Annotated in this window: 25 protein-coding genes; 21 read left to right on the forward strand and 4 right to left on the reverse strand. The window is 66.5% G+C overall.

Going from position 1 to position 23934, the window contains the following annotated elements:
- Positions 1 to 44: 44 nt before the first annotated feature.
- On the forward strand, positions 45 to 1145 hold the full coding sequence (locus tag ACSQ8Y_RS05145; RefSeq protein WP_436265379.1) for an SMP-30/gluconolactonase/LRE family protein: 1101 nt from the start codon (positions 45 to 47) through the stop codon (positions 1143 to 1145).
- A gap of 24 nt (positions 1146 to 1169) precedes the next feature.
- Here ACSQ8Y_RS05145 and ACSQ8Y_RS05150 read toward each other — a convergent pair whose 3' ends face one another.
- Positions 1170 to 2702, reverse strand: coding sequence for a CitMHS family transporter (locus ACSQ8Y_RS05150; protein ID WP_436265380.1), 1533 nt, complete (start codon positions 2700 to 2702; stop codon positions 1170 to 1172).
- 186 nt (positions 2703 to 2888) lie between these two features.
- Here ACSQ8Y_RS05150 and ACSQ8Y_RS05155 point away from each other — a divergent pair, with 186 nt between their 5' ends.
- The 5 genes from ACSQ8Y_RS05155 to ACSQ8Y_RS05175 all read left to right on the forward strand — a co-directional run bounded on the left by ACSQ8Y_RS05155 (position 2889) and on the right by ACSQ8Y_RS05175 (position 7121).
- Positions 2889 to 3503 carry a LemA family protein gene (locus ACSQ8Y_RS05155; RefSeq protein ID WP_436265381.1) on the forward strand — a complete coding sequence of 205 codons (615 nt, stop codon included), beginning with the start codon at positions 2889 to 2891 and terminating at the stop codon, positions 3501 to 3503.
- 1 nt (position 3504) lies between these two features.
- A complete protein-coding gene (locus ACSQ8Y_RS05160; RefSeq protein WP_436265382.1) occupies positions 3505 to 4401 on the forward strand; it encodes a TPM domain-containing protein in 897 nt (298 codons plus the stop codon).
- Positions 4402 to 4403: 2 nt separating this feature from the next.
- Entirely contained in the window at positions 4404 to 4901 is a 498-nt protein-coding gene (locus ACSQ8Y_RS05165) for a TPM domain-containing protein (protein ID WP_436265383.1), read from the forward strand.
- Positions 4902 to 5026: 125 nt separating this feature from the next.
- The gene (locus ACSQ8Y_RS05170) at positions 5027 to 6748 is read left to right on the forward strand and encodes a Na/Pi cotransporter family protein (RefSeq protein WP_436265384.1); all 1722 of its coding nucleotides are present in this window, start codon (positions 5027 to 5029) and stop codon (positions 6746 to 6748) included.
- 208 nt (positions 6749 to 6956) lie between these two features.
- The gene (locus ACSQ8Y_RS05175) at positions 6957 to 7121 is read left to right on the forward strand and encodes a hypothetical protein (RefSeq protein ID WP_436265385.1); all 165 of its coding nucleotides are present in this window, start codon (positions 6957 to 6959) and stop codon (positions 7119 to 7121) included.
- A gap of 63 nt (positions 7122 to 7184) precedes the next feature.
- Here ACSQ8Y_RS05175 and ACSQ8Y_RS05180 read toward each other — a convergent pair whose 3' ends face one another.
- The 3 genes from ACSQ8Y_RS05180 to ACSQ8Y_RS05190 form a co-directional block, all read right to left on the reverse strand.
- A complete protein-coding gene (locus tag ACSQ8Y_RS05180) occupies positions 7185 to 7712 on the reverse strand; it encodes a hypothetical protein (RefSeq protein ID WP_436265386.1) in 528 nt (175 codons plus the stop codon).
- Positions 7713 to 7724: 12 nt separating this feature from the next.
- Entirely contained in the window at positions 7725 to 9959 is a 2235-nt protein-coding gene (locus ACSQ8Y_RS05185; RefSeq protein ID WP_436265387.1) for a carbohydrate-binding protein, read from the reverse strand.
- Between the two features lie 156 nt (positions 9960 to 10115).
- The gene (locus tag ACSQ8Y_RS05190) at positions 10116 to 11033 is read right to left on the reverse strand and encodes a LysR family transcriptional regulator (RefSeq protein ID WP_436265388.1); all 918 of its coding nucleotides are present in this window, start codon (positions 11031 to 11033) and stop codon (positions 10116 to 10118) included.
- A gap of 112 nt (positions 11034 to 11145) precedes the next feature.
- Here ACSQ8Y_RS05190 and ACSQ8Y_RS05195 point away from each other — a divergent pair, with 112 nt between their 5' ends.
- The 15 genes from ACSQ8Y_RS05195 to ACSQ8Y_RS05265 all read left to right on the forward strand — a co-directional run bounded on the left by ACSQ8Y_RS05195 (position 11146) and on the right by ACSQ8Y_RS05265 (position 23871).
- Positions 11146 to 12132 carry a 2Fe-2S iron-sulfur cluster-binding protein gene (locus ACSQ8Y_RS05195; protein WP_436265389.1) on the forward strand — a complete coding sequence of 329 codons (987 nt, stop codon included), beginning with the start codon at positions 11146 to 11148 and terminating at the stop codon, positions 12130 to 12132.
- Between the two features lie 21 nt (positions 12133 to 12153).
- Positions 12154 to 13218 carry a gentisate 1,2-dioxygenase gene (gene gtdA, locus ACSQ8Y_RS05200; protein WP_436265390.1) on the forward strand — a complete coding sequence of 355 codons (1065 nt, stop codon included), beginning with the start codon at positions 12154 to 12156 and terminating at the stop codon, positions 13216 to 13218.
- A 27-nt stretch (positions 13219 to 13245) separates the two neighbouring features.
- Positions 13246 to 13953: a fumarylacetoacetate hydrolase family protein gene (locus tag ACSQ8Y_RS05205; protein ID WP_436265391.1), complete on the forward strand. Its 708-nt coding sequence runs from the start codon at positions 13246 to 13248 to the stop codon at positions 13951 to 13953.
- Positions 13954 to 13955: 2 nt separating this feature from the next.
- A complete protein-coding gene (locus ACSQ8Y_RS05210) occupies positions 13956 to 15209 on the forward strand; it encodes an aromatic ring-hydroxylating dioxygenase subunit alpha (protein ID WP_436265392.1) in 1254 nt (417 codons plus the stop codon).
- Positions 15206 to 15685: an aromatic-ring-hydroxylating dioxygenase subunit beta gene (locus ACSQ8Y_RS05215; protein ID WP_436265393.1), complete on the forward strand. Its 480-nt coding sequence runs from the start codon at positions 15206 to 15208 to the stop codon at positions 15683 to 15685. The genes ACSQ8Y_RS05210 and ACSQ8Y_RS05215 overlap by 4 nt, the downstream gene beginning before the upstream one ends.
- A 10-nt stretch (positions 15686 to 15695) precedes the next feature.
- Positions 15696 to 16010, forward strand: a complete 315-nt coding sequence (locus ACSQ8Y_RS05220; RefSeq protein ID WP_436265394.1) for a non-heme iron oxygenase ferredoxin subunit — start codon at positions 15696 to 15698, stop codon at positions 16008 to 16010.
- A gap of 41 nt (positions 16011 to 16051) precedes the next feature.
- A complete protein-coding gene (locus tag ACSQ8Y_RS05225) occupies positions 16052 to 17227 on the forward strand; it encodes an ABC transporter substrate-binding protein (RefSeq protein ID WP_436265395.1) in 1176 nt (391 codons plus the stop codon).
- Between the two features lie 11 nt (positions 17228 to 17238).
- Positions 17239 to 18159, forward strand: coding sequence for a branched-chain amino acid ABC transporter permease (locus ACSQ8Y_RS05230; RefSeq protein WP_436265396.1), 921 nt, complete (start codon positions 17239 to 17241; stop codon positions 18157 to 18159).
- The gene (locus ACSQ8Y_RS05235; protein WP_436265397.1) at positions 18159 to 19211 is read left to right on the forward strand and encodes a branched-chain amino acid ABC transporter permease; all 1053 of its coding nucleotides are present in this window, start codon (positions 18159 to 18161) and stop codon (positions 19209 to 19211) included. The genes ACSQ8Y_RS05230 and ACSQ8Y_RS05235 overlap by 1 nt, the downstream gene beginning before the upstream one ends.
- The gene (locus tag ACSQ8Y_RS05240; protein WP_436265398.1) at positions 19208 to 19960 is read left to right on the forward strand and encodes an ABC transporter ATP-binding protein; all 753 of its coding nucleotides are present in this window, start codon (positions 19208 to 19210) and stop codon (positions 19958 to 19960) included. The genes ACSQ8Y_RS05235 and ACSQ8Y_RS05240 overlap by 4 nt, the downstream gene beginning before the upstream one ends.
- Complete coding sequence (locus ACSQ8Y_RS05245; RefSeq protein ID WP_436265399.1) at positions 19957 to 20679, forward strand: ABC transporter ATP-binding protein; 723 nt, start codon at positions 19957 to 19959, stop codon at positions 20677 to 20679. Before ACSQ8Y_RS05240 ends, ACSQ8Y_RS05245 begins: the two co-directional genes overlap by 4 nt.
- Positions 20679 to 21389 (forward strand): maleylacetoacetate isomerase, encoded by a 711-nt coding sequence (gene maiA / locus ACSQ8Y_RS05250; protein ID WP_436265400.1) that lies wholly within the window; start codon positions 20679 to 20681, stop codon positions 21387 to 21389. The genes ACSQ8Y_RS05245 and maiA overlap by 1 nt, the downstream gene beginning before the upstream one ends.
- A gap of 50 nt (positions 21390 to 21439) precedes the next feature.
- The gene (locus ACSQ8Y_RS05255) at positions 21440 to 22540 is read left to right on the forward strand and encodes a porin (RefSeq protein WP_436265401.1); all 1101 of its coding nucleotides are present in this window, start codon (positions 21440 to 21442) and stop codon (positions 22538 to 22540) included.
- A 68-nt stretch (positions 22541 to 22608) separates the two neighbouring features.
- The gene (locus ACSQ8Y_RS05260; RefSeq protein ID WP_436265402.1) at positions 22609 to 23073 is read left to right on the forward strand and encodes a cache domain-containing protein; all 465 of its coding nucleotides are present in this window, start codon (positions 22609 to 22611) and stop codon (positions 23071 to 23073) included.
- A 66-nt stretch (positions 23074 to 23139) separates the two neighbouring features.
- Positions 23140 to 23871, forward strand: a complete 732-nt coding sequence (locus ACSQ8Y_RS05265) for a 4'-phosphopantetheinyl transferase family protein (RefSeq protein WP_436265403.1) — start codon at positions 23140 to 23142, stop codon at positions 23869 to 23871.
- The last annotated feature ends 63 nt before the right edge of the window (positions 23872 to 23934 follow it).

Raw genomic sequence — 23934 nt, forward strand, 5'->3', positions numbered from 1 at the left:
TTTCTTCGGACCGCAACAAGAAGTCGATAATTGAAACGAATCGCATGAAACGAATTGCTTTGTATTTTACGGCCGCCATGCCGCTGGGCGCCTGCCTGGCGCTGAGCCCCGCACCGGTTGCGCCGGTGAGCTGGCAGGCGCCGGCCGCGCCCGGCTACACCGGCGCGCATGCCGTCAACAACAAGCTGGCCGGGCTGCAAGTGATAACGCTCGGTGCGGAATCGGGGCCCGAACACCTTGCGCTTGGCAGGGATGGAAAGCTCTATGCAGGAGTGGGGCACGGCAAGATCCTGCGCATGGACCCGGATGGGACGGCGCAGGAAGTGTTCGCCGATACCGGCGGGCGCGTGCTCGGTTTCGATTTCGACGCCAGCGGCAATCTGATCGCTGCCGATGTCCACAAAGGGCTGTTGTCCATCAGTCCGGAGGGCAAGGTCACGCTGCTGGCCGACAGCGTGGCGGGCACCGCTATCCGCTTTGCCGACGCCGTGGCGGTGGCCAGCAACGGGAAAATCTACCTGAGCGATGCGAGCACGCGGTTTGCGGCTGCGCCGGGTGTGCCCGGCGGCATCGACGACGCCGGCCGCCTGGACATCCTGGAAAATTCGGCCACGGGCCGCGTGATCGAGTACGACCCAGCAACCAGGGCCACGCGCATCGTCGCCAAGGGACTGAGCTTTGCCAATGGCCTCGTGCTGAACCGCGACGAGACGGCGCTGCTGGTCGCCGAGACCGCCCGTTACCGCGTTTGGCGCATCGACCTGTCGGCCCATGGCCTCGATATCGCGCGCAGTTCGCCGCAAGCGACCGTGCTGTTTGACAACCTGCCCGGCTTTCCGGACAACCTGACGCGCGGGCGGGACGGCAAGATCTGGCTGGGACTGTGTTTGCCGCGCTCGGCGGCGCTGGACCGCCTGTCCGGCTGGCCTTTCCTGCGCGCCGTGGCCGCGCGGCTGCCAAAATCCATGCTGCCCGCGCCGCCGTCCTACGGCCACGTGATGGCGTTCACGGAGGATGGCAAGGTGGTCGCGGACTTGCAGGATCCGCGCGGTGCTTTCCCGCACATTACGGGCATCACCGAAACCGCCGACCGTTTGTACGTGCAAAACCTGAACGCGGCCGGTCTGGGCTGGCTGCCGCGCTGATCGGGGCGGTCCCGCCGCCGGGGCTCAGCCGAGACGGCCGGCCAGCGGAATCACACCGAACACCACGGCTGACGCGAGCAGCACCAGCGCCGCCGAGATCGACCACAGCAGCGTGTAGCGCTGGTGGTCGCCGAACTCGACTTCGGCCATGCCGACCAGCAGATAGGTGGACGCGACCAGGGGGCTGAGCAGGTGCACTGGCTGGCCGATGATGGAGGCGCGGCCGATCTCGGCGGCGCTGATGCCGTAGACCGCGGCCGCCTTGGCCAGGATGGGCACCACGCCGAAATAGAAGGCGTCGTTGGAAATGAAGAAGGTGAAGGGGATGCTGAGGAAACCGGTGACGATGGCCAGGTGCGGTCCCATCCATTCCGGGATCGCCGCGATGACGCTGGTGGCGATGGCGTCCACCATCTTCGTGCCTTGCAGGATGCCGACGAACACGCCGGCGGCGAAGATCAGCGAAACGACCGGCAGCACATTGGCCGCGTGCGCGCTGAGGCGTTCCTTCTGGTCCTCCAGCTTGGGATAGTTGATCATGATGGCGACCGCGAAGGCGGCCATGAACAGCACCGGCAGCGGCAGCACGCCCTTGACCAGCAGGACCATCAGCAAAATGGTGAGCATCAGGTTGGTCCACAGCAGCTTCGGCCGCGCGGTGCCGGGGTCTGCAGGGCTGCTTGCCGTTGCGTCGGCACCTGCGCCGTCGGCGTGAGCCGCCTGGGACGGGGAGGCGGCGCCAGGCGTGCCGGTGGTATCGGCGCCAGCGGCGGAGGCATGCAAGTCCATGGCGGCGGCATGCACTGTCTGCGACGCTTGCGGTACTTGCTGCGGCTGCACGCGCTGCGCGCCGCCGGCACCGGCGACTGCGTATGCCGGCTGCAGGCCGCCGAAATGCATCTCAGGCGCCGCTTGCACGGCCTGCGCCGGCTTGAACGCGATGATGCCCAGCCGCTGGCGTTCCTTGCGGCCCAGCATGAAGGCCACGAACAGCACCCAGCACACGCCGGCCAGCATGGCCGGTATCATCGGCACGAAGATCTCGCTCACGTCCACTCCCAGCGCACTGGCGGCGCGCGCCGTCGGGCCGCCCCAGGGAAGGATGTTGAACACGCCGCCGGCGAGCATGATCACGCACGCCAGCACCAGCCGGCTGATGCCGAGCCGCTTGTACAGCGGCAGCATGGCCGACACGGTGATCATATACGTGGTCGCGCCGTCGCCGTCCAGCGAGACGATCATCGCCAGCACGGCCGTGCCGACCACGATCCGCATCGGGTCGCCGTGCACCAGTTTCAGCAGCAGGCGGATGACGGGATCGAACAGGCCGGCGTCGATCATGACGCCGAAATACAGGATGGCGAACATCAGCATGACGCCGGTGGGGGCGAGCTGCTTGATGCCTGCCAGCATCATGGGGCCCAGCTCGGCGCCGAATCCGCCGATCAGGCCGAAGACGATGGGCACCAGGATCAGCGCGACCAGCGCCGGCAGGCGCTTGGTCATAATCAAAAACATAAACACAACGACCATTGCATAGGCCAGCGCGGTCAACATTGCTATCTCCTTGTTCTAGTTGCCGCCGGATCGGCTTGGGGGACGTCCGGGGGATGTCGAGCACTATGCACGACCAAGATTTCAATTCGCTTTCGGTGCGCGGGTGGACGGGGCCTCTGTCATGCGCCGCCGCGCGGGGCATGTGTATACACTGGGGCGCAACCATGGCTTCGCTCCGGAGGACGTATGCGCAGGATAGGGATACTCATGATGCTGGCGGCAATGCTGTTGCTGAACGGCTGCGGCTACAACACGCTGCAGGCCGGCGACGAGCAGGTGAAGGCCAACTGGTCGGAGGTAGTCAACCAGTACCAGCGCCGCGCGGACCTGGTTCCCAACCTGGTCAACACGGTCAAGGGTTATGCTGCGCATGAGAAAGATGTGCTGACACAGGTGACCGAAGCGCGGGCCAGGGCCGGTGCTATGCAGGTGACGCCGGAGCTGCTGAACGATCCCGTGGCATTCGCGCGCTTCCAGGAGGCGCAGGCGCAACTGTCGGGCGCGCTGTCGCGGCTGATCGCCGTCAGCGAGAATTATCCGCAACTGAAGGCGGACGCCGGCTTTCGCGACCTGCAGGCGCAGCTCGAAGGCACGGAGAACCGCATCGCCGTCGCGCGCAACCGCTACATCAAGTCCGTGCAGGACTACAACGTGACGGTGCGCTCCTTCCCGACCAACCTGGTGGCGAAGATGTTCGGCCACGACGTGAAGCCCAACTTCTCGGTGGAGAACGAAAAAGCCATCTCGACGCCGCCGGCGGTCAATTTCGACAGCCCGCCCAAGCCGCAAGCCGGGAAGTGACATGGCCGCCATCCGGCTCTGGCTGTGCGGATTGCTGCTGGCGTGCCTGCAATGCGCGGGGGCGCAGGAGCCGGCCGCCGTCCCCAGGCTGACGCGGCCCGTCACCGACCTCACCGGCACCCTCGATGCAGGGCAAATCGCGCAGCTCGAGGAAAGCCTGCGCGCCTTCGAACAACGCAAGGGCAGCCAGATCGCCGTGCTGATCGTGCCCACCACCAAGCCCGAGGCCATCGAGCAGTACGCGCTGCGTGTCGCCGAGCAATGGAAGATAGGCAGAAAAAAGGTCGACGACGGCGCCGTCCTGCTAGTCGCCAAGGACGACCGCGCCCTGCGCATCGAAGTGGGGTACGGACTGGAGGGCGCGCTCAATGACGCGACCAGCAAGCGCATCATCGAAGAGACCATCACGCCGCGCTTCCGCAACGGCGACTTTCACGGCGGCATAGCGGCAGGCCTGGCCAGCATGATGAAGGTGGTGGAAGGCGAACCGCTGCCGCCGGCGCCGCAAGCCCGCCGGGCCAGGCAGGAAGGCGGGGTGGGGCAGCTGCTGCCGGTCGCCTTGGTGGCGGCGGTGGTGCTGGGGGGCGTGCTGCGTGCCGTGCTCGGGCGCTTCGCGGGCGCCGCCGTCACCGGCGGTGTGATCGGCGTGGGCGCCTTCCTGATGGCGGGGGCGCTGGCTGCCGCGCTGGCGGGGGGCATCGCCTTCCTGTTCACGCTGCTGGGCGGGGGCATGGGCGGCATGGGGATGGGACGCGGCCGCGGCAACGGCGCGTGGACAGGCGGCGCAGGCGGCTTTGGCGGCGGGTTCGGCGGGGGCGGCGGCCTTGGCGGCGGCGGAGGCGGTTGGAGCGGCGGCGGCGGCAGCTTCGGCGGCGGCGGCGCGTCGGGGAGGTGGTAGGCATGGACATGCGGCGCTTCCTGCGGCACTTGTTCACCACGCGCGCGGCGGTTCGGCGCCGTTTCCCGCCTGCTTCGCTGCGGGCCATCGAGGCGGCGGTCACCCGCTCCGAGGATAGCCACCGGGGCGAAATCCGGTTCGCGATCGAGCCCGCGCTGGAACCGGGGCAGCTGCTGGCCGGCATGACGCCGCGCGAGCGCGCCGTGGAAGTCTTTTCCGAACTGCGCGTATGGGACACCGAGGCGAACAGCGGCGTGCTGGTGTATCTGCTGTACGCCGACCACGCCATTGAAATCGTGGCGGACCGGGGCATCCACGCCTGCGCCGGCGCGGCGGCGTGGGAGCGCATCGCAGCGGACATGGAAAAGGCGTTCGCGGCCGCAGAGTACGAGGCGGGCGTCCTGCGCGGCATCGCCGCCATATCGGACGAACTGCGGCGCCATCTCCCGCGCGAGGACGGCGGAGCCGATGAATTGCCGGACGAAGTCGCGCTGCTCTGAGCGGCCGTCGTGTAAGGGATACCACATCTCCCTTCACCAAAGTGCTAACATGAAATCCTGTTAGCTCCGCAGCGTCTTCGACGCATGCAGCGCGTGCTGCCCGGGCGGAAGGATGGGAGGCGACGATGGGAGTGAAGGTTTTGCTGGACCTGCTAGGGGGCGTCGCACTGTTGCTGTGGGGCTTACATATGGTGCACAGCGGCATCGTGCGCGCGTTCGGGAACAAGATCAGGCGTTTTCTCGGCATGGTCCTGCAGAACAGATATCGCGCCTTTGCCGCGGGTGTCGGCGTGACTGCGGTGCTGCAAAGCAGCACCGCCACCGCGCTGATGCTGAGTTCATTCACCGCGTCGGGCCTGGTGGGCCTGGTTCCCGCGCTGGCGGTCATGCTGGGCGCCAATGTCGGGACCACGCTGATCGTCCAGTTGCTGTCGTTCGACTCGTCCGCTGTCGCGCCGCTGCTGCTCATCTCCGGCGTGCTTGCCTTCAAGCGGGGCACCCGTACCATCGTCAAGGACCTGGGCCGCGTCGCCATCGGGCTGGGCCTGATGCTGCTGTCGCTGCACTTGCTGCTCGACAGCATGGCGCCGGCCGAGCACGCGCCGGCCGTGCGCGAACTGTTCAACGCCGTGACCGGGGAACCGCTGCTGGCCTTGCTGATCGGCGCGCTGCTGACCTGGGCCGCGCACTCCAGCGTGGCGACCCTGCTGCTGACGATGTCGCTGGCCTCGTCCAATTTCGTGTCGCCGGTCGCCGCGCTGGCCCTGGTGCTGGGCGCCAACCTCGGCAGCGCCCTCAATCCGCTTGTGGCGGGCGCGGCGAGCGGCAACCCCGCCCACCAGCGTCTGCCGATGGGCAACCTGATCAACCGCGCCATCGGCTGCGCCATCTTCCTGCCGCTGCTGGCCCCCACGGTCCAGCTGCTCCAGGCCATCGACCCCAACCCGGTGCGCCTGGCGGCCGACTTCCACGCGTTCTTCAACATCGTGATGGCCTTGCTCTTCATCCTGCCGCTGGCCTCGTTCGCGCGGCTGCTCGAGCGGCTCCTGCCCGACGTGAAGACTGCCACCGACCTGTCGGTTCCCCTATATCTGGCCGAGGGCGTGAACGACACGCCCTCGGTTGCGCTGGCCTGCGCCGCGCGGGAAACGCTGCGCATGGGCGACATGGTCGACACCATGCTGGAGCAGACCATGACCGCTATCCTGACCAATGACAGGAAACTGGTCAGCGAAGTGAGCCAGAAGGACGACGCCGTGGACCGCCTGCACGAGGCGGTCAAGCTGTATGTGATCAACGTGACGCACGGCTCCCTCGACGAGGGCGAGGCGCGGCGCGCCCTCGAGGTGTTGAGCCTGGCGATCAACCTCGAGCATATCGGCGACATCATCGACAAGAATCTGCTGGAGCTGGCCAGCAAGAAGATCCGGCGCCAGCTGCAGTTTTCCGCCGAAGGCGCGCGCGAATTGCAGGAGTTCCACCGCGTGGTGCGCGACAACCTCAGGCTGTCCATGACCATCTTCCTGTCGGGGGACGTGAAGTCGGCCAGGCGCCTGCTGGAGGAAAAAGCGCGGATCAGGGAGCTGGAATCGATCGCCTCCGACAACCACATCGCGCGGCTGAAGGAGGGACGGATCGAGAGCATGGAAACCAGCTCCCTGCACATCGACATCCTGCGCGACCTGAAGCGCATCCACTCGCATATCTGCTCCACCGCCTACGCGGCGCTTGAAGCGGCCGGGGAGCTCGACAGGCCAAGGCGCACGCCGCCGCAGCGCGCGGACCAGCAGGCACCGCTGCCCATGCGGGACGGCGACCAGATCCTGAAAGGGGAAACGCGGGCCTGACAGGGCTGGATTGCATCGCGTTCCCCTCTACCGTCGTCAGTCCGGCCAGGAACTATACGATTTGAGTATAAGTTTATGATATTTGAGCATTGGAATGATTTTGCACTAACTCCTATGATTGTCATCAGCAGCTATCTCTTCGCAAGTAAGCGATCAAAACACGCTGCACGTACCGTGAACCCGTACAGTTTGATGACTTGGAGCAGAGATGACACAGCAAACCCAGCCGACCAAAGAGCAAGTCCGGCTTTACCTGGAATCCCGGCAGAGCCAGCAGTGCCCGCCGCCGTCGATAGTGGAAATCCGGCGGCAGCTGGGCTGGGGCTTGATGCTGGTGCAGGAAGCCGACGCCAGCGGGCCGGTGCGGGAATAGCTGTTGCGGCGCCGGAGGCGAGGCGCCGCGCCATTTCACGATTACCTCACGATCAACACACGGTTAGCTCCGCGCCGAGCCGCGCCTGCGCAAGGACCCCATCGCCAGCAGGCCGGCCATCACCAGCAATTCCGTCCCGGGCACGGGTATCGCGTTGATGCTGAAATCGAGCAGCGGCGAGTCGTCGAGCTGCGCGGGGTTATAGAAGGCGTCATTGCTCCAGTCGAACAGACCGTTGCTGGCGGAGGTATCCAGCGTCAAGGCCGCGCCCAGGTCGACCAGCGTCAGGTAGAAGCCGGCATCCTGACCGCCCATGTCCGCCGGATTGGTGTTGGCCAGGAAGTTCCACGTTTCCACCGCCGCGTTCTCCAGGTTCCACGCCCTGTTGATGGCGGTGGTCTGCGCCAGGTCGGCCAGCGTGCCCCTGACCTCGGTGATGCGGTAGGGCGAGGCGCTGTCGTAATAGAACTGGCCGCTGAACCGGCCGTCGCGCCAGGTGGCGTCGAGCTGGTACCAGCCGATGTGGGCGGCCAGTGCGGATTGCGAGAACAGTGCCAGCGCCACTGCGAACAATGTATACAGTTTCTTCATTTTTCTTCCTTGTTATGGCACGAGCAGTTCGTCGATATTGCCCAGGCTCTGTCCGGTCGATTCGAAGCGCAGCGTGTTGTTGCCGCCGCTGGCGAGGTTGACCGTGGTGCTCATCGTGGCCCACGCGGCCCAGCCGCCGGTGATCTTGAAGGTGACGGTCTGCGCCACGCCGTTCACCTTAAGCACGCCGGTGCGCGGCGTCGGATTGCCGTTCGCGTAGCGGATGGTGATGGTCTTGGCCCCGCCGCCCCCGCCATTGATCCTGCCGAACTCCGCGCTGCCGCCGGTGGCGGGGAAGGCCAGGAAGCCCGTGCCCCGGTAGCCGGCGCGGTCGGTCCTGGCGGCCGTGCCGCCGCCCACGATGGCGGTCTCGGCCTGTACCGTGCCGGTACCGTCATACGGGATGTGCACGAGGTCCTGAGGGAACGCGGTGGCGCCATGGCCCAGGTAGAAGCTGGGGTGCGGCGGCTGGTTGTAGCCGGCGTTCTGGCCCGCCACCTGGGTGCGGTACTGCGGGTTGTGCATCAGCGTGTTGATGCGCGTCGCCGTGGGGATGGTGGTGCTGTAGATCTGCAGCTCCGTGTTGCTGCCGTTGCGCCAGATGATTTCCTCGCGCCAGTCGCCGAACAGGTCCGCCGTCAGCACCGGCGTGGCCTTGGTGCCGTTGTTGGCGGCCGCGCCGTTGAGGGCGGCGTCGATGAGCTTGCTGCCGGTGCGGGTGACCGGGTCGAACTTGTCGACCGAGGTGCTGCCCATGGGCTCGCGCAGCAGGTCGCCGTCCCACCAGGCCGCGAAGTTGACATAGGCGGTGGGCGCGGTGGCGTTGATCAGCGCACCGGTGGCGGTGCGGAAGCCGCCGCGGGTGGCCCAGCATTCCTCGCCGGCGTAGTTCGGGTCGATGTCGAAGCACACGCCGCGCCCCACGTCCGCGTTCGAGCCGCTGACGCCCCACAGCAGCGCGCCGGTGGCCGCGTCGTGCATGCCGGAGCCCGTCACGCCGTAGACGGAGGGCGTTTCGTGGACCATGTAGATCTGCTGCCCCGGCAAGTTGGGATCGAGTTTGCCGAAGTGCAGCGCGTCGCCGTGGCCCAGGCCGGTAGCGTACTTCAGCTGGCCGTAGCTGTCTATGGTGGCCGCGCCGTATACGATGTCGTCCTTGCCGTCGCCGTCGACATCGCCGGTGGCGAACCAGTGCGCGCCTTGCCCGCGCGCGGCCGCGCCCGCCACGTCGGTGTCGAACACCCAGCGGCTGCTCAGCGCGCCGTCGCGCCAGTCCCAGGCGGCGATCACGGCGCGCGTGTAGTAGCCGCGCGAGAAGACGGCGCTGGGACGGTTGCCGTCCAGGTTGGCTACGCCGCCCAGGAAGCGGTCGACCCGGTTGCCGTAGCTGTCGCCCCAGGAGGACACGGTGCCGCGTGCGGGCAGGTAGTTCACGGTTTTCATGGCGGCGCCGGTCAGGCCGTTGAACACGGTGAGGAATTCCGGGCCGCTCAGGATGTAGCCGGCGCTGTTGCGGTGGTCGGCGCTGGCCGAGCCGATCAGCACGCCCTGGCCGTCGACGGTGCCGTCGGCGGTCTTGGCCATCACCTCGGCCTGGCCATCGCCGTCGAAGTCGTAGGCCAGGAAGGTGGTGTAGTGCGCGCCGGCGCGGATATTCTTGCCCAGGTCGATGCGCCACATGCGGGTGCCGTCGAGTTTGTAGGCGTCCAGGTAGGTGTTGCCGGTGTAGCCGGACTGGGAATTGTCCTTGGCGTTGGTGGGCTGCCACTTGATGATGATTTCGTAGCTGCCGTCGCCGTCCAGGTCGGCGGCGGAGCCGTCGTTGATTTCGTAGGTGTAGGCTTCGCCGGCCGGCGTGGTGCCCGCAGGCGGCGCCTGCACCGGTATCGGCTTGTAGGCGCCTGCCCAGGTGGCGCCCGCCTCGAATCCCGGCTGTTCCACGCCGTTGACCACGGCGCGCACCGAATAGCTGTCGGCCTCGGTGCCGGACGCGTCGGTGTAATTGAGCGCGTCCAGCGGGGTGCTGTTCAGTTTGCTGGCGCCGCGGTACACATTGAACGTCGTGCCGGCCGCGTCGGCGGCAAGCTGCCGCCAGCCGATGAACACGCCCGCGGCGGACTTGATCGCGACCGCGCCGCGGTTCAGGTTTTCGATCTGCTTGCCAGGCGAAGTGATGACGGCGTTCGCGCTGCCGGCCATGGCCAGCATGGCGAGCAGAACGCAGTAAGCGGTGGGTTTCAGAAGCATGGTTTGGTCTCCGATGAGTAGATTTATTTTTTGCACCAGCTTCGCAAAGGTAGCGGAAGTTGTTTGCAAAATGTCTACGTGGAGAGCGCGCGGACCCAATCGCTCAACAAGTCGAGCAATGCCGTTGTATTCGTGCGAAACGGCCTCGGGCAGGCACTACGGGATTTCGCGCCCGTCCGCGAAGTGGTCGAAAATCAAGCTGCGCAGCCATTTGTTGACCGGATCCTTGTTGAACTTGGCGTGCCAGAACACGTTGATGTTGATCTCGGGCAGCGACAGCGGATGGGTGACGTAGCGCAGGCCGAAGGGCTCCACGCAGGCCATGGCGTAGCGTTCGGGCACGGTGGCGATCATCGCGCTGTTGGACAGGATGTGGCCCACGGCGACGAAGTGCGGCACCGTCAGGCCAATGTTGCGCTTGATCCCCAGCCGCTCGATGGCCTGGTCCACGATGGCGTGGCCGGTGCCACTCGACACCACCGTCACGTGGTCGGCATCCCTGAACTCGTCCACCGTCACTGCGCCCTTGTCGAGCGCATGCCCGGTGCGGAACATGCACACATAGCGCTGGCGGAACAGGCGCCGCTGGAAGTAGCCCGATTTCAGCTGCGGCAGCAGGCCGATCGCCAAGTCCACGTGGCCGGCCTCCATCTCGTCCTGCAGATTGATCGCCGTGTTGCGCACGGTGCTCACCGTGATGCCGGGCGCGTGCTCGCGCAGCACCGCCATCAGGCGCGGCAGGAAATAGACCTCGCCGATGTCGGTCATGCCGAGCGTGAACTTGCGCTTGCTGGTGGCGGGGTCGAAGTGCGTGACCTCGTTCAGCGATTCGTAAATGGTCGACAGCGCATAGCCTATCGGCTCGGCCAGGCGCAGCGCATAGGGCGTCGGTTCCATGCCGCGCGCCGTGCGCACGAACAGTTCATCCCCGAGCAGCACGCGCATGCGCTTGAGCGCGTTGCTGACGCCGGGCTGCGTCATGCCCAGCGCCTCCGCCACTTTCGACACCCGCCGTTCGGCGAGCAGCTGGTTGAACACGAGCAGCAGGTTGAGGTCGACGTCTTTGAGTTCCATGATCCGAGCAATATTGCTGTGAGTGATTTGATGCATTCCGGAGATGCTATTTATTTATATTACCCGCCTTTCTATACTTTGCCCATCAATAAGACAGATGGGGACTGCAGTCATGGAACTAGTCGTGCAACCGTTGGGACGCACCCTGCACGTGGAGGCCGGCGCCAATCTGCTGACCGCCCTGCGCGAGCACCAGGTCCCCATCTCCTATAGCTGCACCGCAGGCCGCTGCGGCACCTGCCGCTGCAAGGTGCTGGAGGGGGAAGTGCACGAGATGGGCCGCGAGGCGAAGATCACCGGCCCCAACGACGACGGCTATGTGCTGGCCTGCATGAGCAGCGTCACCGCCAACTGCGTGGTCGAGGTGCCCGAGCCGGACGAAGTGGTGACCCACCCGGCGCGCATCATCAAGGCCACCGTGCTGGCCATTGAAGAAATGACGCACGACATCCGCCGCCTGCGCCTCAAGCCGGCCAAGCCGCTGGACTTTTCGCCAGGCCAGTACGCCACCCTGCAATTCGGCCCTGAGCTGGTGCGGCCGTACTCGATGGCCAATGTTCCCGGCAGCGAGGAACTGGAATTCCACGTGCGCCTGGTGCCCGACGGCCGCGTCACCGGCCATATCGACCGGGTGCTGGCGGTGGGCGACGCCGTGCGCGTCAGCGGCCCGCTGGGCACCGCCTACCTGCGCCGCAAGCATGAAGGCCCGATGCTGTGCGTGGCCGGCGGCACCGGCCTGGCGCCCGTGCTGTCCATCGTGCGCGCCGCGCTGGCGGCCGGCATGGCGCAGCCCATCCACCTGTATTTCGGCGTGCGCACCCGGCGCGACGTCTACGGCCTCGCATGGCTGGAACAGCTGCGCGAGCGCCACGCCAACCTGCATCTGCACGTCGTCGTCAGCACCGGCAACGACGACCCCCAATGGCGCGGCGGCGTCGTCACCGACGCCGTCAGCCACGACTGGGACAGCCTGGCCGGCTGGCGCGCCTACCTGTGCGGCGCGCCGCCCATGGTGGAGGCGGCCGCCTTGCTGGCGAAGAAAAAGGGCGTGTTGCCCGAGCACGTCTACGCCGACGCGTTCTACGCCAGCGGCATCTGATCAAAACCGAAGGAGACCGATATGAGCAAGCCCGTGAGCAATGCCGCCCGCCAGGATTTCTACCGGCGCATCGACCAGCACCACATGACCCCCCTGTGGGAAGTGCTGGGCGCGCTGGTGCCCAAGCAGCCTGCCAGCCCCTTGCAGGCGGCGCTGTGGCGTTATGCCGATGTGCGCGAGCACGTGATGGAAGCGGGCCGCCTGATCACCGCCGCCGAGGCCGAGCGCCGCGTGCTGATCATGGAAAACCCCGCCCTGCGCGGCAACTCGTCCATCACGCAGTCGCTGTACGCGGGCCTGCAGTTGATCATGCCGGGCGAAGTGGCGCCGGCCCACCGCCACGCCCAGTCCGCGCTGCGCCTGGTGCTGGACGGCGAGGGCGCCTACACGGCCGTGGACGGCGAACGCACCACCATGCGGCGCGGCGACTTCATCATCACCCCGTCCTGGACCTGGCACGACCACGGCAACCTGGGCGACCAGCCGGTGGTGTGGCTGGACGGACTGGACATCCCGACCGTGCGCTTCTTCGACGCCGGCTTCGCCGAACACGGAAGCCAGGCCACGCAGGAAGCCACGCGGCCCGAAGGCGACGCGCTGGCCCGCTACGGCAACAACATGCTGCCGGTCGATTTCGCGCAGACGGCGGCGCAGCCCACCAAGGTGTTCGTCTACCCGTTCGCCAAGACGCGTGAATCGCTGCTGGGCATTTCGCGCGGCGCCATCGACGCCCACTTCGGCTACAAGCTGCGCTATGTGAACCCGGCCACCGGCGCTTCGCCCATGCCAACCATAGGCGCTTTCGCGCAGCGCCTGCCGGCCGGTTTCGAAACCCTGCCATACCGTTCCACCGACAGCACCATCTACGTCTGCCTGGAAGGCGGCGGCAGCGCCGACATCGGCGGCGTGCAGTTCGATTTCGCGCTGAACGACGTCTTCGTCGTGCCGTCCTGGCAGACCCTCCGCCTGCGCGCCGGCGGCGACACCATCCTGTTCAGTTTCTCGGACCGTCCCATCCAGCAGGCGCTGGGCCTTTGGCGCGAAGAAAAGCGCGACGGCAAGCGCGATGGCAACACCACGTCCTGATACCCACTCAATACTACGGAGACCAATATGAAATACGCAGTCGATCCAGCACCCGTGTTCAGCCTCGCCATCGTCGGCAGCGACGAGCGCTTCCCCGTCAACCGCATCTTCTGCGTCGGCCGCAACTACGCCGCCCACGCGCGCGAAATGGGCCGCGATCCGGACCGCGAGAAGCCGTTCTTCTTCATGAAGCCTGCCAACGCCACGGTGGCGGCCGGCGCTGCCGAAGTGAGCATCCCGTATCCGCCGAAGACCGCCAACTTCCATCACGAGATCGAACTGGTGGCCGTGATCGGCAAGGGCGGCGCCGATATTCCGCTCGAGCAGGCGCTGGAACACGTGTTCGGCTATGCCGTGGGCCTGGACATGACGCGCCGCGACATCCAGCTCGAAGCGCGCGACAAGGGCCGCCCATGGGAATTCGGCAAATCGTTCGCCAGGTCCGCGCCCATCGGCCCGATTTCCACCGTCGCCGACGTCGGCCATCTGACCGAGGGCCGCATCGCGGTTACCGTCAACGGCGAGCCGCGCCAGAATTCCGATATCTCCAAGCTGATCTGGTCGGTGGCCGAATCCATCGCCTACCTGTCGGAGTACGAGGCGCTGGAGCCGGGCGACGTCATCATGACCGGCACGCCCGAAGGCGTGAACGCGGTGGTGGCGGGCGACGTGATGTTCGGTGTCGTGGCAGGCCTGGCGCCGATCACGGTGCGCGTCCAGGCCCAGGGAGCGTAACCATGGCCGCCGTGTTTCCTATCAAGCCTGTGTGGGACCAGCCGGGATCGAGCCGGATTCCGTTCTGGGCCTACACCGACGAGTCGCTCTACAAGCGCGAACTGGAACGCCTGTTCTACCAGGGCCACTGGTGCTACGTCGGCCTGGAGGCGGAGATTCCGAACCCCGGCGACTTCAAGCGCTCGGTCATCGGCGAGCGCTCGGTGATTTTGACGCGCGCCGCCGACGGCAGCGTCAACGTGGTCGAGAACGTGTGCGCGCACCGGGGCATGCAGTTCTGCCGCGAGCGGCACGGCAACAAGAAGGAATTCGTCTGCCCTTACCACCAGTGGAGCTACACCCTCAAGGGCGACCTGCAGGGCGTGCCTTTCCGGCGCGGCGTGAAGCAGGACGGCAAGGTCAACGGCGGCATGCCCAAGGAATTCGACACCAAGGACCACGGCCTGAACCAGCTCAAGGTGGCGGTGCGCGGCGGCGTGGTGTTCGCCTCCTTCGATCATGAAGTGGAGCCGCTGGAGGACTTCCTCGGCCCGGACATGTGCGGCTACTTCGACCGCCTGTTCGACGGCCGCAAGCTCACCATCCTGGGCTACAACCGCCAGCGCATCCCCGGCAACTGGAAGCTGATGCAGGAAAACATCAAGGACCCTTACCATCCGGGCCTGCTGCACACCTGGTTCGTCACCTACGGCCTGTGGCGCGCGGACAACAAGTCGGAGCTGAAGATGGACGCCCACTACCGCCACGCGGCCATGGTGTCGACCCGCAGCCAGCAGGCCGCCAGCAGCGAAGTGACGGCGGGCGTCACCAGCTTCAAGGCCGGCATGGAGGTGAACGACAAGCGCCTGCTCGACATCGTGCCGGAAGCGTGGTGGAAGGGGCCGACCGCCGTGATGATGACGGTGTTCCCGAGCGTGATCTTCCAGCAGCAGGTCAACAGCGTGTCGACGCGCCACATCCAGCCCAACGGCAAGGGCTCCTTCGACTTCGTCTGGACCCATTTCGGCTTCGAGGACGACACCCCCGAAATGACCGAGCGCCGCCTGATCCAGGCCAATCTGTTCGGCCCCGCCGGCTTCGTGTCGGCCGACGACGGCGAAGTGATCGAGCTGTCGCAGAACGGCTTCGAGCAAAAGCCCGGCCACCGCACCGTGGCCGAACTGGGCGGCTACGGCGCCGAGAACACCGACCACATGGTGACCGAGACGCTGATACGCGGCATGTACAACTACTGGCGAAAGGTGATGGACGTATGAACACCCTGGACTTCGACACTTGGCTCGCGCTCAACCGCCTGTACGCGGACTACGCGGCGGCGGTGGACAGCGCCGACTGGGACAAATGGATAGCGCTGTTCGTCGACGACTGCGATTACCGCGTGCAGCCGCGCGAGAACCACGAGCGCGGCTTCCCGCTGGCCACGCTGGCCCTGCTCAGCAAGGGCATGTTGCGCGACCGCGCCTACGGCATCAAGGAAACGCTGTTCCACGATCCCTACTACCAGCGCCACGTCACCGGCGCGCCGCTGGTCGAGAAGATCGAGCAGGGCGTCATCGTGGCGCAGGCCAACTACGCCGTGTTCCGCACCAAGCTTTCACAGGAGAGCACGGTATTCAACGTGGGGCGCTACCTGGACCGCATCCGCGTCACACCCGAGGGGCTGCGCTTCGAGCAGCGCCACTGCATCTACGACAGCGAGATGATCGCCAATTCGCTGATCTATCCCATCTGAGGAGACACCCATGGCAAACAACTGGATCGACGCGGCCGCCGAGGCCGACGTGCCGGACGACGACGTCACCTCCGTCGCGGCGGGCGGCGTGGAGCTGGCGCTGTACGGCGTGGCGGGCGAGGTCTTCGCCACCGCCAACCTGTGCACCCACGGCAACGCGCGGCTGTGCGACGGCTTCCTGGAAGGGCACGAGATCGAATGCCCGCTGCACCAGGGCAAGTTCGACATCCGCAGCGGACGCGCCAGCTGCGAGCCGGCCACCGAGGCGGTGCGCACCTATCCCGTCAAGATCGAAAACGGCCGGGTCTACGTGGACCTGGGCTGAAGAATCTGGATTGATACAACAACGATAAACAGGAGACAAACATGAACAAGAAATTTATCGCAGCGAGCTGCGCCTTGCTGCTGACCGGCGCGCAACTGCCAACCCTGGCGCAAGCGCAGATCAAAATCGGTTTCTCGGCGCCCTTGTCCGGTCCCGTGGCCGTGGTCGGCCAGGACCAGTACGACGGTTTCATGCTGGCGCTGGAGCAGGGCGGCGGCAAGTTCGGCGGCCAGGCCGTGACGGTGCTCAAGGAGGACGACCAGCTCAAGCCCGAGGTGGGCAACCAGATCGTGCGCAAGTTCATCGACAAGGAGCGCGTGCACGCCATCGTCGGCCTGGGCTTCTCCAACGTCATGATGGCCAGCCACAAGGTGATCGTCGATTCCGGCACCGTGGCCATCTCCACCAACGCCGGCCCGTCGCCGGTGGCCGGCGCGCTGTGCGCGGCCAATGTGTTCGCGGTCGCCTGGCAGAACGACGGCTCGGCTGAAAGCATGGGCAAGTATGTGCAGGAGAAGGGCTACAAGCGGGTCTACCTGATGGCGCCCAACTACCAGGCCGGCAAGGACATGCTGCAAGGCTTCAAGCGCTACTACAAGGGCGAGGTGGTGGACGAGGTCTACACCCAGGTCGGCCAGTCCGACTATTCCGCCGAGATCGCGCAGCTGCAGTCGGCCAAGCCGGACGCGGTGTTCGCCTTCTACCCGGGCGGCATGGGCGTGAACTACATCCGCCAGTTGAGCCAGGCCGGCATGCTGGCCAAGCTGCCCAACTTCTCCGTCTTCACGGTGGACGGCACCACCATGCCGGCGCTGCGCGACGCCGCCGTCGGCACCACCTTCGGCGCCATGTGGGACGCCGCGCTCGACAACCCCGAGAACAGCGCCTTCGTGGCCGCCTTCAGCGCGAAGTACAAGCGCGTGCCGAGCGAATACGCCGCGGCTGGCTACGACGCGGGCCGCTTGCTGGACGTGGCGGTGCGCAAGGCCGGCGCCCAGTTTGGCGACAAGCGCGCGCTGGCGGCAGCCGTGAAGGCGGCCGGCCCGGAATTCAAGTCCGTGCGCGGCCCCTTCCAGTTCAACAAGAACAATATGCCGGTGCAGAATTACTATGCCTTCCAGGTGGCCGGCGTGGCTGGCGTGCCGACCGTGAAGCTGCTGGGCACCCCTCTGCCGGCGCACGCCGACAGCTACCAGTCCAAGTGCGCGCTGCGCTGAGGTAGGGCGGCATGACCCTCAACCTCCTACTCACGCAGCTGCTGAACGGACTCCAGTTCGGCGTGCTGCTGTTCCTGCTGGCCGCGGGATTGACGCTGGTGTTCGGCATCATGAGCTTCGTCAACCTGGCGCATGGTTCGCTGTACATGCTGGGCGCCTATTTCGCGGCCACCGCCTACCAGCACACCAACTCCTTCGGGCTGGCGCTGCTGGCCGCCGTCGCCGGCTGCGTGGCGCTCGGCTTCGTGCTGGAAAGGGTGGCCATCTCGCGGCTGTACGGGCGCGACCACCTGGACCACGTGCTTGCCACCTTCGGCCTGGTGCTGTTCTTCAACGAGATCACGCGCATCATCTGGGGGCCGCAGCCTTACTTCCTGCCGCTGCCGGCTTTCCTGGAAAGCACGGTCGACCTGCTTGGCATCAGCTATCCCAGCTACCGCTTCGCCATCATCGTGGTCGGCCTGGCGGTGGCCGTGGGCACCCACCTGCTGATGCACAAGACGCGGCTGGGCATGCTGATACGCGCCGGCGCCGTCAATCCGGCCATGGTGTCCGCGCTGGGCGTGGACATCAAGCTGCTCAACGCGGTGCTGTTCTCGCTGGGCGCCGCGCTGGCGGGCTTGGCCGGCGTCATGGCCGGTCCCATCATGTCCATCCAGACCGGCATGGGCGAACCGGTGCTGATCACCGCGCTGGTGGTGATCGTCATCGGCGGCATCGGCTCGGTCAGCGGCGCCTTTTACGCCGCGCTTATCGTCGGCATCGCCGATACGCTGGGCCGCGCCTTCCTGCCCACGCTGCTGCGCGAACTGGCCAGCCGCGACACCGCCAACGCCGCCGGACCGGCGCTGGCGTCGATGCTGGTATATCTGCTGATGGCCGTGGTGCTGGCATTGCGCCCGCAGGGCCTGTTTCCCGCCGGGAGGACGTGATGGCACGCTTCGAGTCAATATTGGATTCCATCCGCAAGCCGGCCACGCTGCTGCCCTTGCTGCTGCTGGCCGCCCTGGCCCTGGTGCCGTTCGCTGCCAGCCTGGCCGACCAGCCCTTCTATGTGGTCTTCTTCGCCCGCATCATGATCTACGCGATCGCCGCCAGCGCGTTGAACGTGGCGCTGGGCCTGGGCGGCCTGGTGAGCCTGGGCCATGCGCTGTTCCTCGGCCTGGGCGCCTACAGCGTGGCGATCCCGGCCTACCACGGCATCGACAACGGCTGGGTGCACCTGGCCGTCTGCGTCGCCTCGTGCGGCGCGGTGGGGCTGCTCACCGGCGCCATCAGCCTGCGCACCACGGGGATAGGCTTCATCATGATCACGCTGGCGTTCGCGCAGATGGGCTACTTCGTGTTCGTCAGCCTGAAGCAGTACGGCGGCGACGACGGCACGCCGGTCAACGCCACCAGCCGCTTCTTCGGCTACGACCTGGGCCAGCCGGCGACGGCCTACGCCGTGGCGTTTGCCTTGCTGTGCGTGGTGCTCTGGTGGACCGCGCGGCTGCGGGTGGCGCCGTTCGGCATGGTGCTGCGCGGCGCGCGGCAGAACGCGCGCCGCATCAACGCGGTCGGCTTTCGTGCCCAACGCTACCAGCTGGCCGCCTACGTCGTGTCGGCTGTCCTGTGCGGGCTGGCGGGCATGTTGCTGGCTAATTTGACGGCGTTCGCCTCGCCCGCCACGCTGAGCTGGATCGTTTCCGGCGACCTGATCGTCATGATCGTGCTGGGCGGCCTGGGCACGGTGTTCGGCCCCTTGCTGGGCGCCGTCGCGTTCATGGGGGCGGAGGAACTGTTGAAGATGGTGACCGAGTTCTGGCCCGCCGTCTTCGGCCTGGTGATCTTCGTGGTGGCGCTGTTGCGCACGGTGGGCCTGGCCGGCTTGCTGGAAAAGCTGGCGCCGCGCACGCCGGCGCCACCGTCGGGGCCATCCGCATCGCCCGGCCCGGCCGCGCCGGGCGCCCCGGCTGCCCGCATCCTGGGAGAACATGCATGAGCATTTTGAAGACCGAAGCGCTGGTCAAGCGCTACGGCGGCATCCTCGTCACCGATTCGGTGTCGATCGATATCCGTCCCGGCGAGCTGCACGCCATCATCGGCCCCAACGGCGCCGGCAAGACCACGCTGATCAACCAGCTGTCCGGCGAACTGGCCTCCAACGAAGGCAAGGTCTGGTACGACGGCGAGGACGTCACGGCCCTGCCTATCCATGCGCGGGCCCGGCGCGGCTTGCTGCGCTCTTATCAGATCACGTCCATCTTCGAGGAATTCACGGTGCGCGAAAACGCCGTGCTGGCGGCCATCGGCGCGCGTGAACACGGCTGGCGCTTCTGGCAGCCGATGCTGGCGCGCAGCGCGCAGGTGGCGGCGGCCGACGAGGCATTGCGCGACTGCGGCCTTGCCGCGCGCGCCGGCGTCCCGGCCGCCGACCTTGGCTACGGCGAGCGCCGCCAGCTGGAACTGGCGATGGCGCTGGCCGCCCGGCCCAAGTTCCTGCTGCTCGACGAGCCCATGGCCGGCATGAGCGTGCAAGAGTCGGCCGCCGTGGTGGCCATGCTGGCGCGCCTGAAGGGCCGCTATTCCATCCTGCTGATCGAGCACGACATGGACGCGGTCTTCGCGCTGGCCGACCGCATCACGGTCCTGGTGTACGGCAAGGTGCTGTTCTGCGGCACGCCGGACGAGATTCGCAACCATCCCGAGGTACGCGCCGTCTACCTTGGCGAAGAGGAGGGTGTGGCATGACGACACTACTGGAGGTGCGCGATGTGCACGCATCGTATGGCCACGCGCAAGCGCTGTTCGGCGTCAGTTTCGACGTCCGCGCGGGCGAGGTGGTAACCCTGCTGGGACGCAACGGCATGGGGCGCTCCACCACCATCAAGTGCCTGTTTGGCATGCTGCCGCTGAAATCCGGCGCGATCGCATTCGGCGGCAAGCCGCTGGCCCGGCTGGCCTCGCACCACATCGCGCGGCTGGGCCTGGGCCTGGTGCCCGAGGGCCGGCAGGTGTTCCCCAATCTGTCGGTGGAGGAAAACCTGGTGGCGACGGCGCGCGCGCCGCGCCACGGCAAGCTGCAGCTGCAGCCGTGGACCCTGGAGCGGGTCTACCGCTTCTTCCCGCGCCTGGAGGAGCGGCGCGGCAACCACGGCTGGCAGCTGTCCGGCGGCGAACAGCAGATGCTGGCCATAGGCCGCGCGCTGATGACCAATCCGCAATTGCTGGTGCTGGACGAGGCCACGGAAGGATTGGCGCCCATCATCCGCGCCGAGATCTGGTCCGCGCTGGCGGCGTTGAAGGCCGAGGGCTTGTCGCAGATCGTGATCGACAAGAACGTGGGCGCCTTGCTCAAGTTCGCCGACCGTCACTTCGTGCTGGAAAAAGGCAAAGTCGTGTGGCAGGGGAGCTCGGACGCGCTGCGCGCCGACCCCGCCATTGTTCAGCAATATATGGGAGTCTCCTGATGCAGCCGTCCGACCCGAAACAACCAGCGCACGCGGCGCAAGCCGCATCACCGCACGATGCCCACCTCGTGCTGCACAACTACTTCCGCAGTTCGTCCGCCTACCGCGTGCGCATTGCGTTGGGCCTGAAAGGCCTGCCGTTCCGCTATTTGTCCGTGCACCTGAACCGTGACGGCGGCGAGCAGTTCCAGCCTGCGTTCAGCCAGCGCAATCCGCAGCAGCTGGTGCCGGTGCTGAGCGACGGCGCGCTCGACGTCAGCCAGTCGCTCGCCATCATCGAGTACCTGGACGAGGTGCATCCCGCCGCGCCGCTGCTGCCGGCGACTGCCGCCGGACGCGCGCGCGTGCGGCAACTGTCGCTGGCGATGGCATGCGATATCCACCCCCTCAACAACCTGCGCGTGCTAAAGTATCTGAGCGGCTCCCTGGGGCTGGACGAGGCTTCCAAGAGTGCCTGGATCAGCCACTGGCACGAGACCGGGCTGACCGCACTGGAAGCGGAGCTGGCGCGCGATGCGCAGCGGGGCCGCTTTTGCGTCGGCGACGCGCCGACCATGGCCGACTGCTGCCTGGTTCCCCAGCTCTTCGCCGCGCGCCGCTTCGGCATGGACATGGCGCCGTTCCCCACCTTGCTGGCCATCGAGGCGGCCTGCCTGGCCTTGCCCGCGTTCGAGCAGGCGCATCCCGCCCGCCAGCCGGACAGCGAATAAGCAGTAAAGATGCACCCGCAGCACCTACCACCACAACGGAGACCAAAGTAATGAAGAAATCAGCATACGCTTGCGCCATCGCCTGCCTCGGCACCCTGGCTGCCCATTCCGCCATGGCGCAAAGCAGCGTCAACATCTACGGCATCCTGGACAGCGGCGTGGTGTATACCAACAACGCCAACGCGGCCGGCGACTCCATCGTCAAGGTCCCCAGCCTGACGGGCAGCGTGCCCTCGCGCCTCGGTTTCCGCGGCACCGAGGACCTCGGCGGCGGCCTGCAGGCCGTGTTCGTGCTGGAGAGCGGCATGGGTGTCGATACCGGCGCGCTGGGGCAGGGCAACCGCCTGTTCGGCCGCCAGGCTTACGTCGGCCTGAAGGGCGCGTACGGCACGCTGATGCTGGGCCGGCAGATCAATATGACCTTCCTGGCGTCGGTGAAGTCGGACGTGCTGGGCCCCAATCTGTTCAGCATGTCCAGCATCGACCCCTACATCCCGAACGCGCGCAGCGACAATGCGATCGGCTACCTCGGCACCTTCTCCGACTTCACCGTGGGCGCCACCTACAGCTTCGGCCGGGACGCGTCCGCCGCCGGCGGACCGGGCGCCACCGGCTGCCCTGGCGAGGTGGCCGGCAATTCCAAAGCGTGCCGCCAGGTCACCGGGCTGCTAGGCTACGACAACAAGCGCTTTGGCCTGACCGCCACCTACGACATCATGTACGGCAACACCGGCGCGGCGGCGGGGCTGACCACCAGCGGCAGCAGCGACCGCCGCGCCACCCTGAATGCCTATGCGATGGCGGGCGACTGGCGCATCGGCGCCGGCGTCATGGCGCGCAAGAAGGAGGCCGCGACGCGCGTCAACGACCTGGAATCCGACCTGTACTACCTGGGCGCCAGCTACCCGCTGATGCCGGCCCTGACGCTGGACGGCCAGGTGGCCCGGCACGATGTCAAGGGCAGCGCCAACGACTCCACGCTGACGGCCCTGCGCCTGACTTATTCGTTCTCCAAGCGGACAGCGGTGTATACCTCGATAGGCCATATGAAGAACGCGGGCCTTGCCGCGATCGCGCTGGACGCCGGCGGCACGGTGGGCCAGGGTCTGAGCCAGTCCGGCGTATCGGCCGGCGTCCGTCACGCGTTCTAATTGTGGGGCCGGGGAGGCGCCCGCGTTTCCCCGGCCCTGCTTTCCCTCATATCAAAAGGATAGCCATCATGCGCGCACAACTACTCAAATTCATCGTTGCACTCTTCGCCCTGGCCATGTCCTTCGGCGCCGTGGCGGCCGACCAGCCGGCGTCCCGCGACGAGGCGGTCGCCATCGTCAAGAAGGCGACCGCTTTCATCCGCCAGAACGGCAAGGAGAAAGCGTTGGCGGAGTTCAGCAAACAGCAAGGACCGTTTGTCGACCGGGAGCTCTATATCGCCGTATTGGACCTGAACGGCGTCATGCTGGCGCACGGCGCCAATCCCAAGCTGATAGGCAAGTCGCTGCTCGACATCAAGGACGTCAACGGCAAGGCCTTTGTGCGCGAACAGGTCGAAGTGGCCAAGACCAAGGGCAGCGGCTGGGTCGACTTCGAATGGGTCAACCCGGTGAGCCAGAAGATGGAGCACCGCTCGGCCTACCTGGAACGCATGGACGACTACTTTGTCCTGAGCGGCATTTACAGGAAGTAGGCCGCGCCTGTCCGCCCCTTGCCGGAGTATGGCAAGATGGCGGCCCACCCACAACGGACAGCGGCTATGCGCATCGGTAATGACACGTCCCGGCGATACGACGGGGTGCTGCCATGGTCCTGGGAGACCGGCGGCCAGCAGCGGCTGACCTTGTTTTATGCCCGTTTCGATGCGCATCTTTTCGATCCCGCCCGGTTCGGCCGCGCCGGCATCGTGCGCCCGGAGAACATTGCGCGCAGTGTCGCCAAGCGCCAGGCGGAATTCTTCTTCGGGCGTCTGTGCGCCATGGCCGGGCTGGACCGGCTGGGCATGCCTGGCATCGAGGTGGCGGTCGGCGAGCGGCGCGAGCCGGTCTGGCCGGCCGGCGTAATCGGCAGCATCAGCCATTGCCGGACAACGGCGGCGGCGCTGGTGCTACCGGCGCGCAGCCAGGCTGGCGCCGGCATCGATATCGAGGAAGTGATATCCGAACCGTCGCGCCTGCAGGCCTTGATGGGCACCGTCGTGTTTCCTCCTGAACTGGCCCGTCTCGAACAGGTCCAGGGCGGCTGGGACTGGGGCGTGCTGCTGACCTTGGTATTTTCCGCAAAGGAAAGTTTCTTCAAGGGCGCCTACCTGCGCGTGAACCGGATCTTCGACTTCGATGCGCTCGAATTTGTCCGCATCGATGGCGCGCGGAGCACCATGGTGTTCGAGGTACGCGAGCATCTGTGCGACGCATTCCGCCCCGGTCAATTGCTCCAAGTCAATTTCACCATGTTCGATTCCCGCCACGTGTTGACGGCCTTCCTGGGCTGAGCGATGCCGCTCCCGCGCGTCCCGGACCCTTGTTCACTATGCAAGAAATGCATATGTCTCGCC

Origin of the sequence: Pseudoduganella sp. LjRoot289 (assembly GCF_964252925.1) — a bacterium.
In the GTDB taxonomy this organism is placed as follows: Bacteria; Pseudomonadota; Gammaproteobacteria; order Burkholderiales; family Burkholderiaceae_D; genus Rugamonas.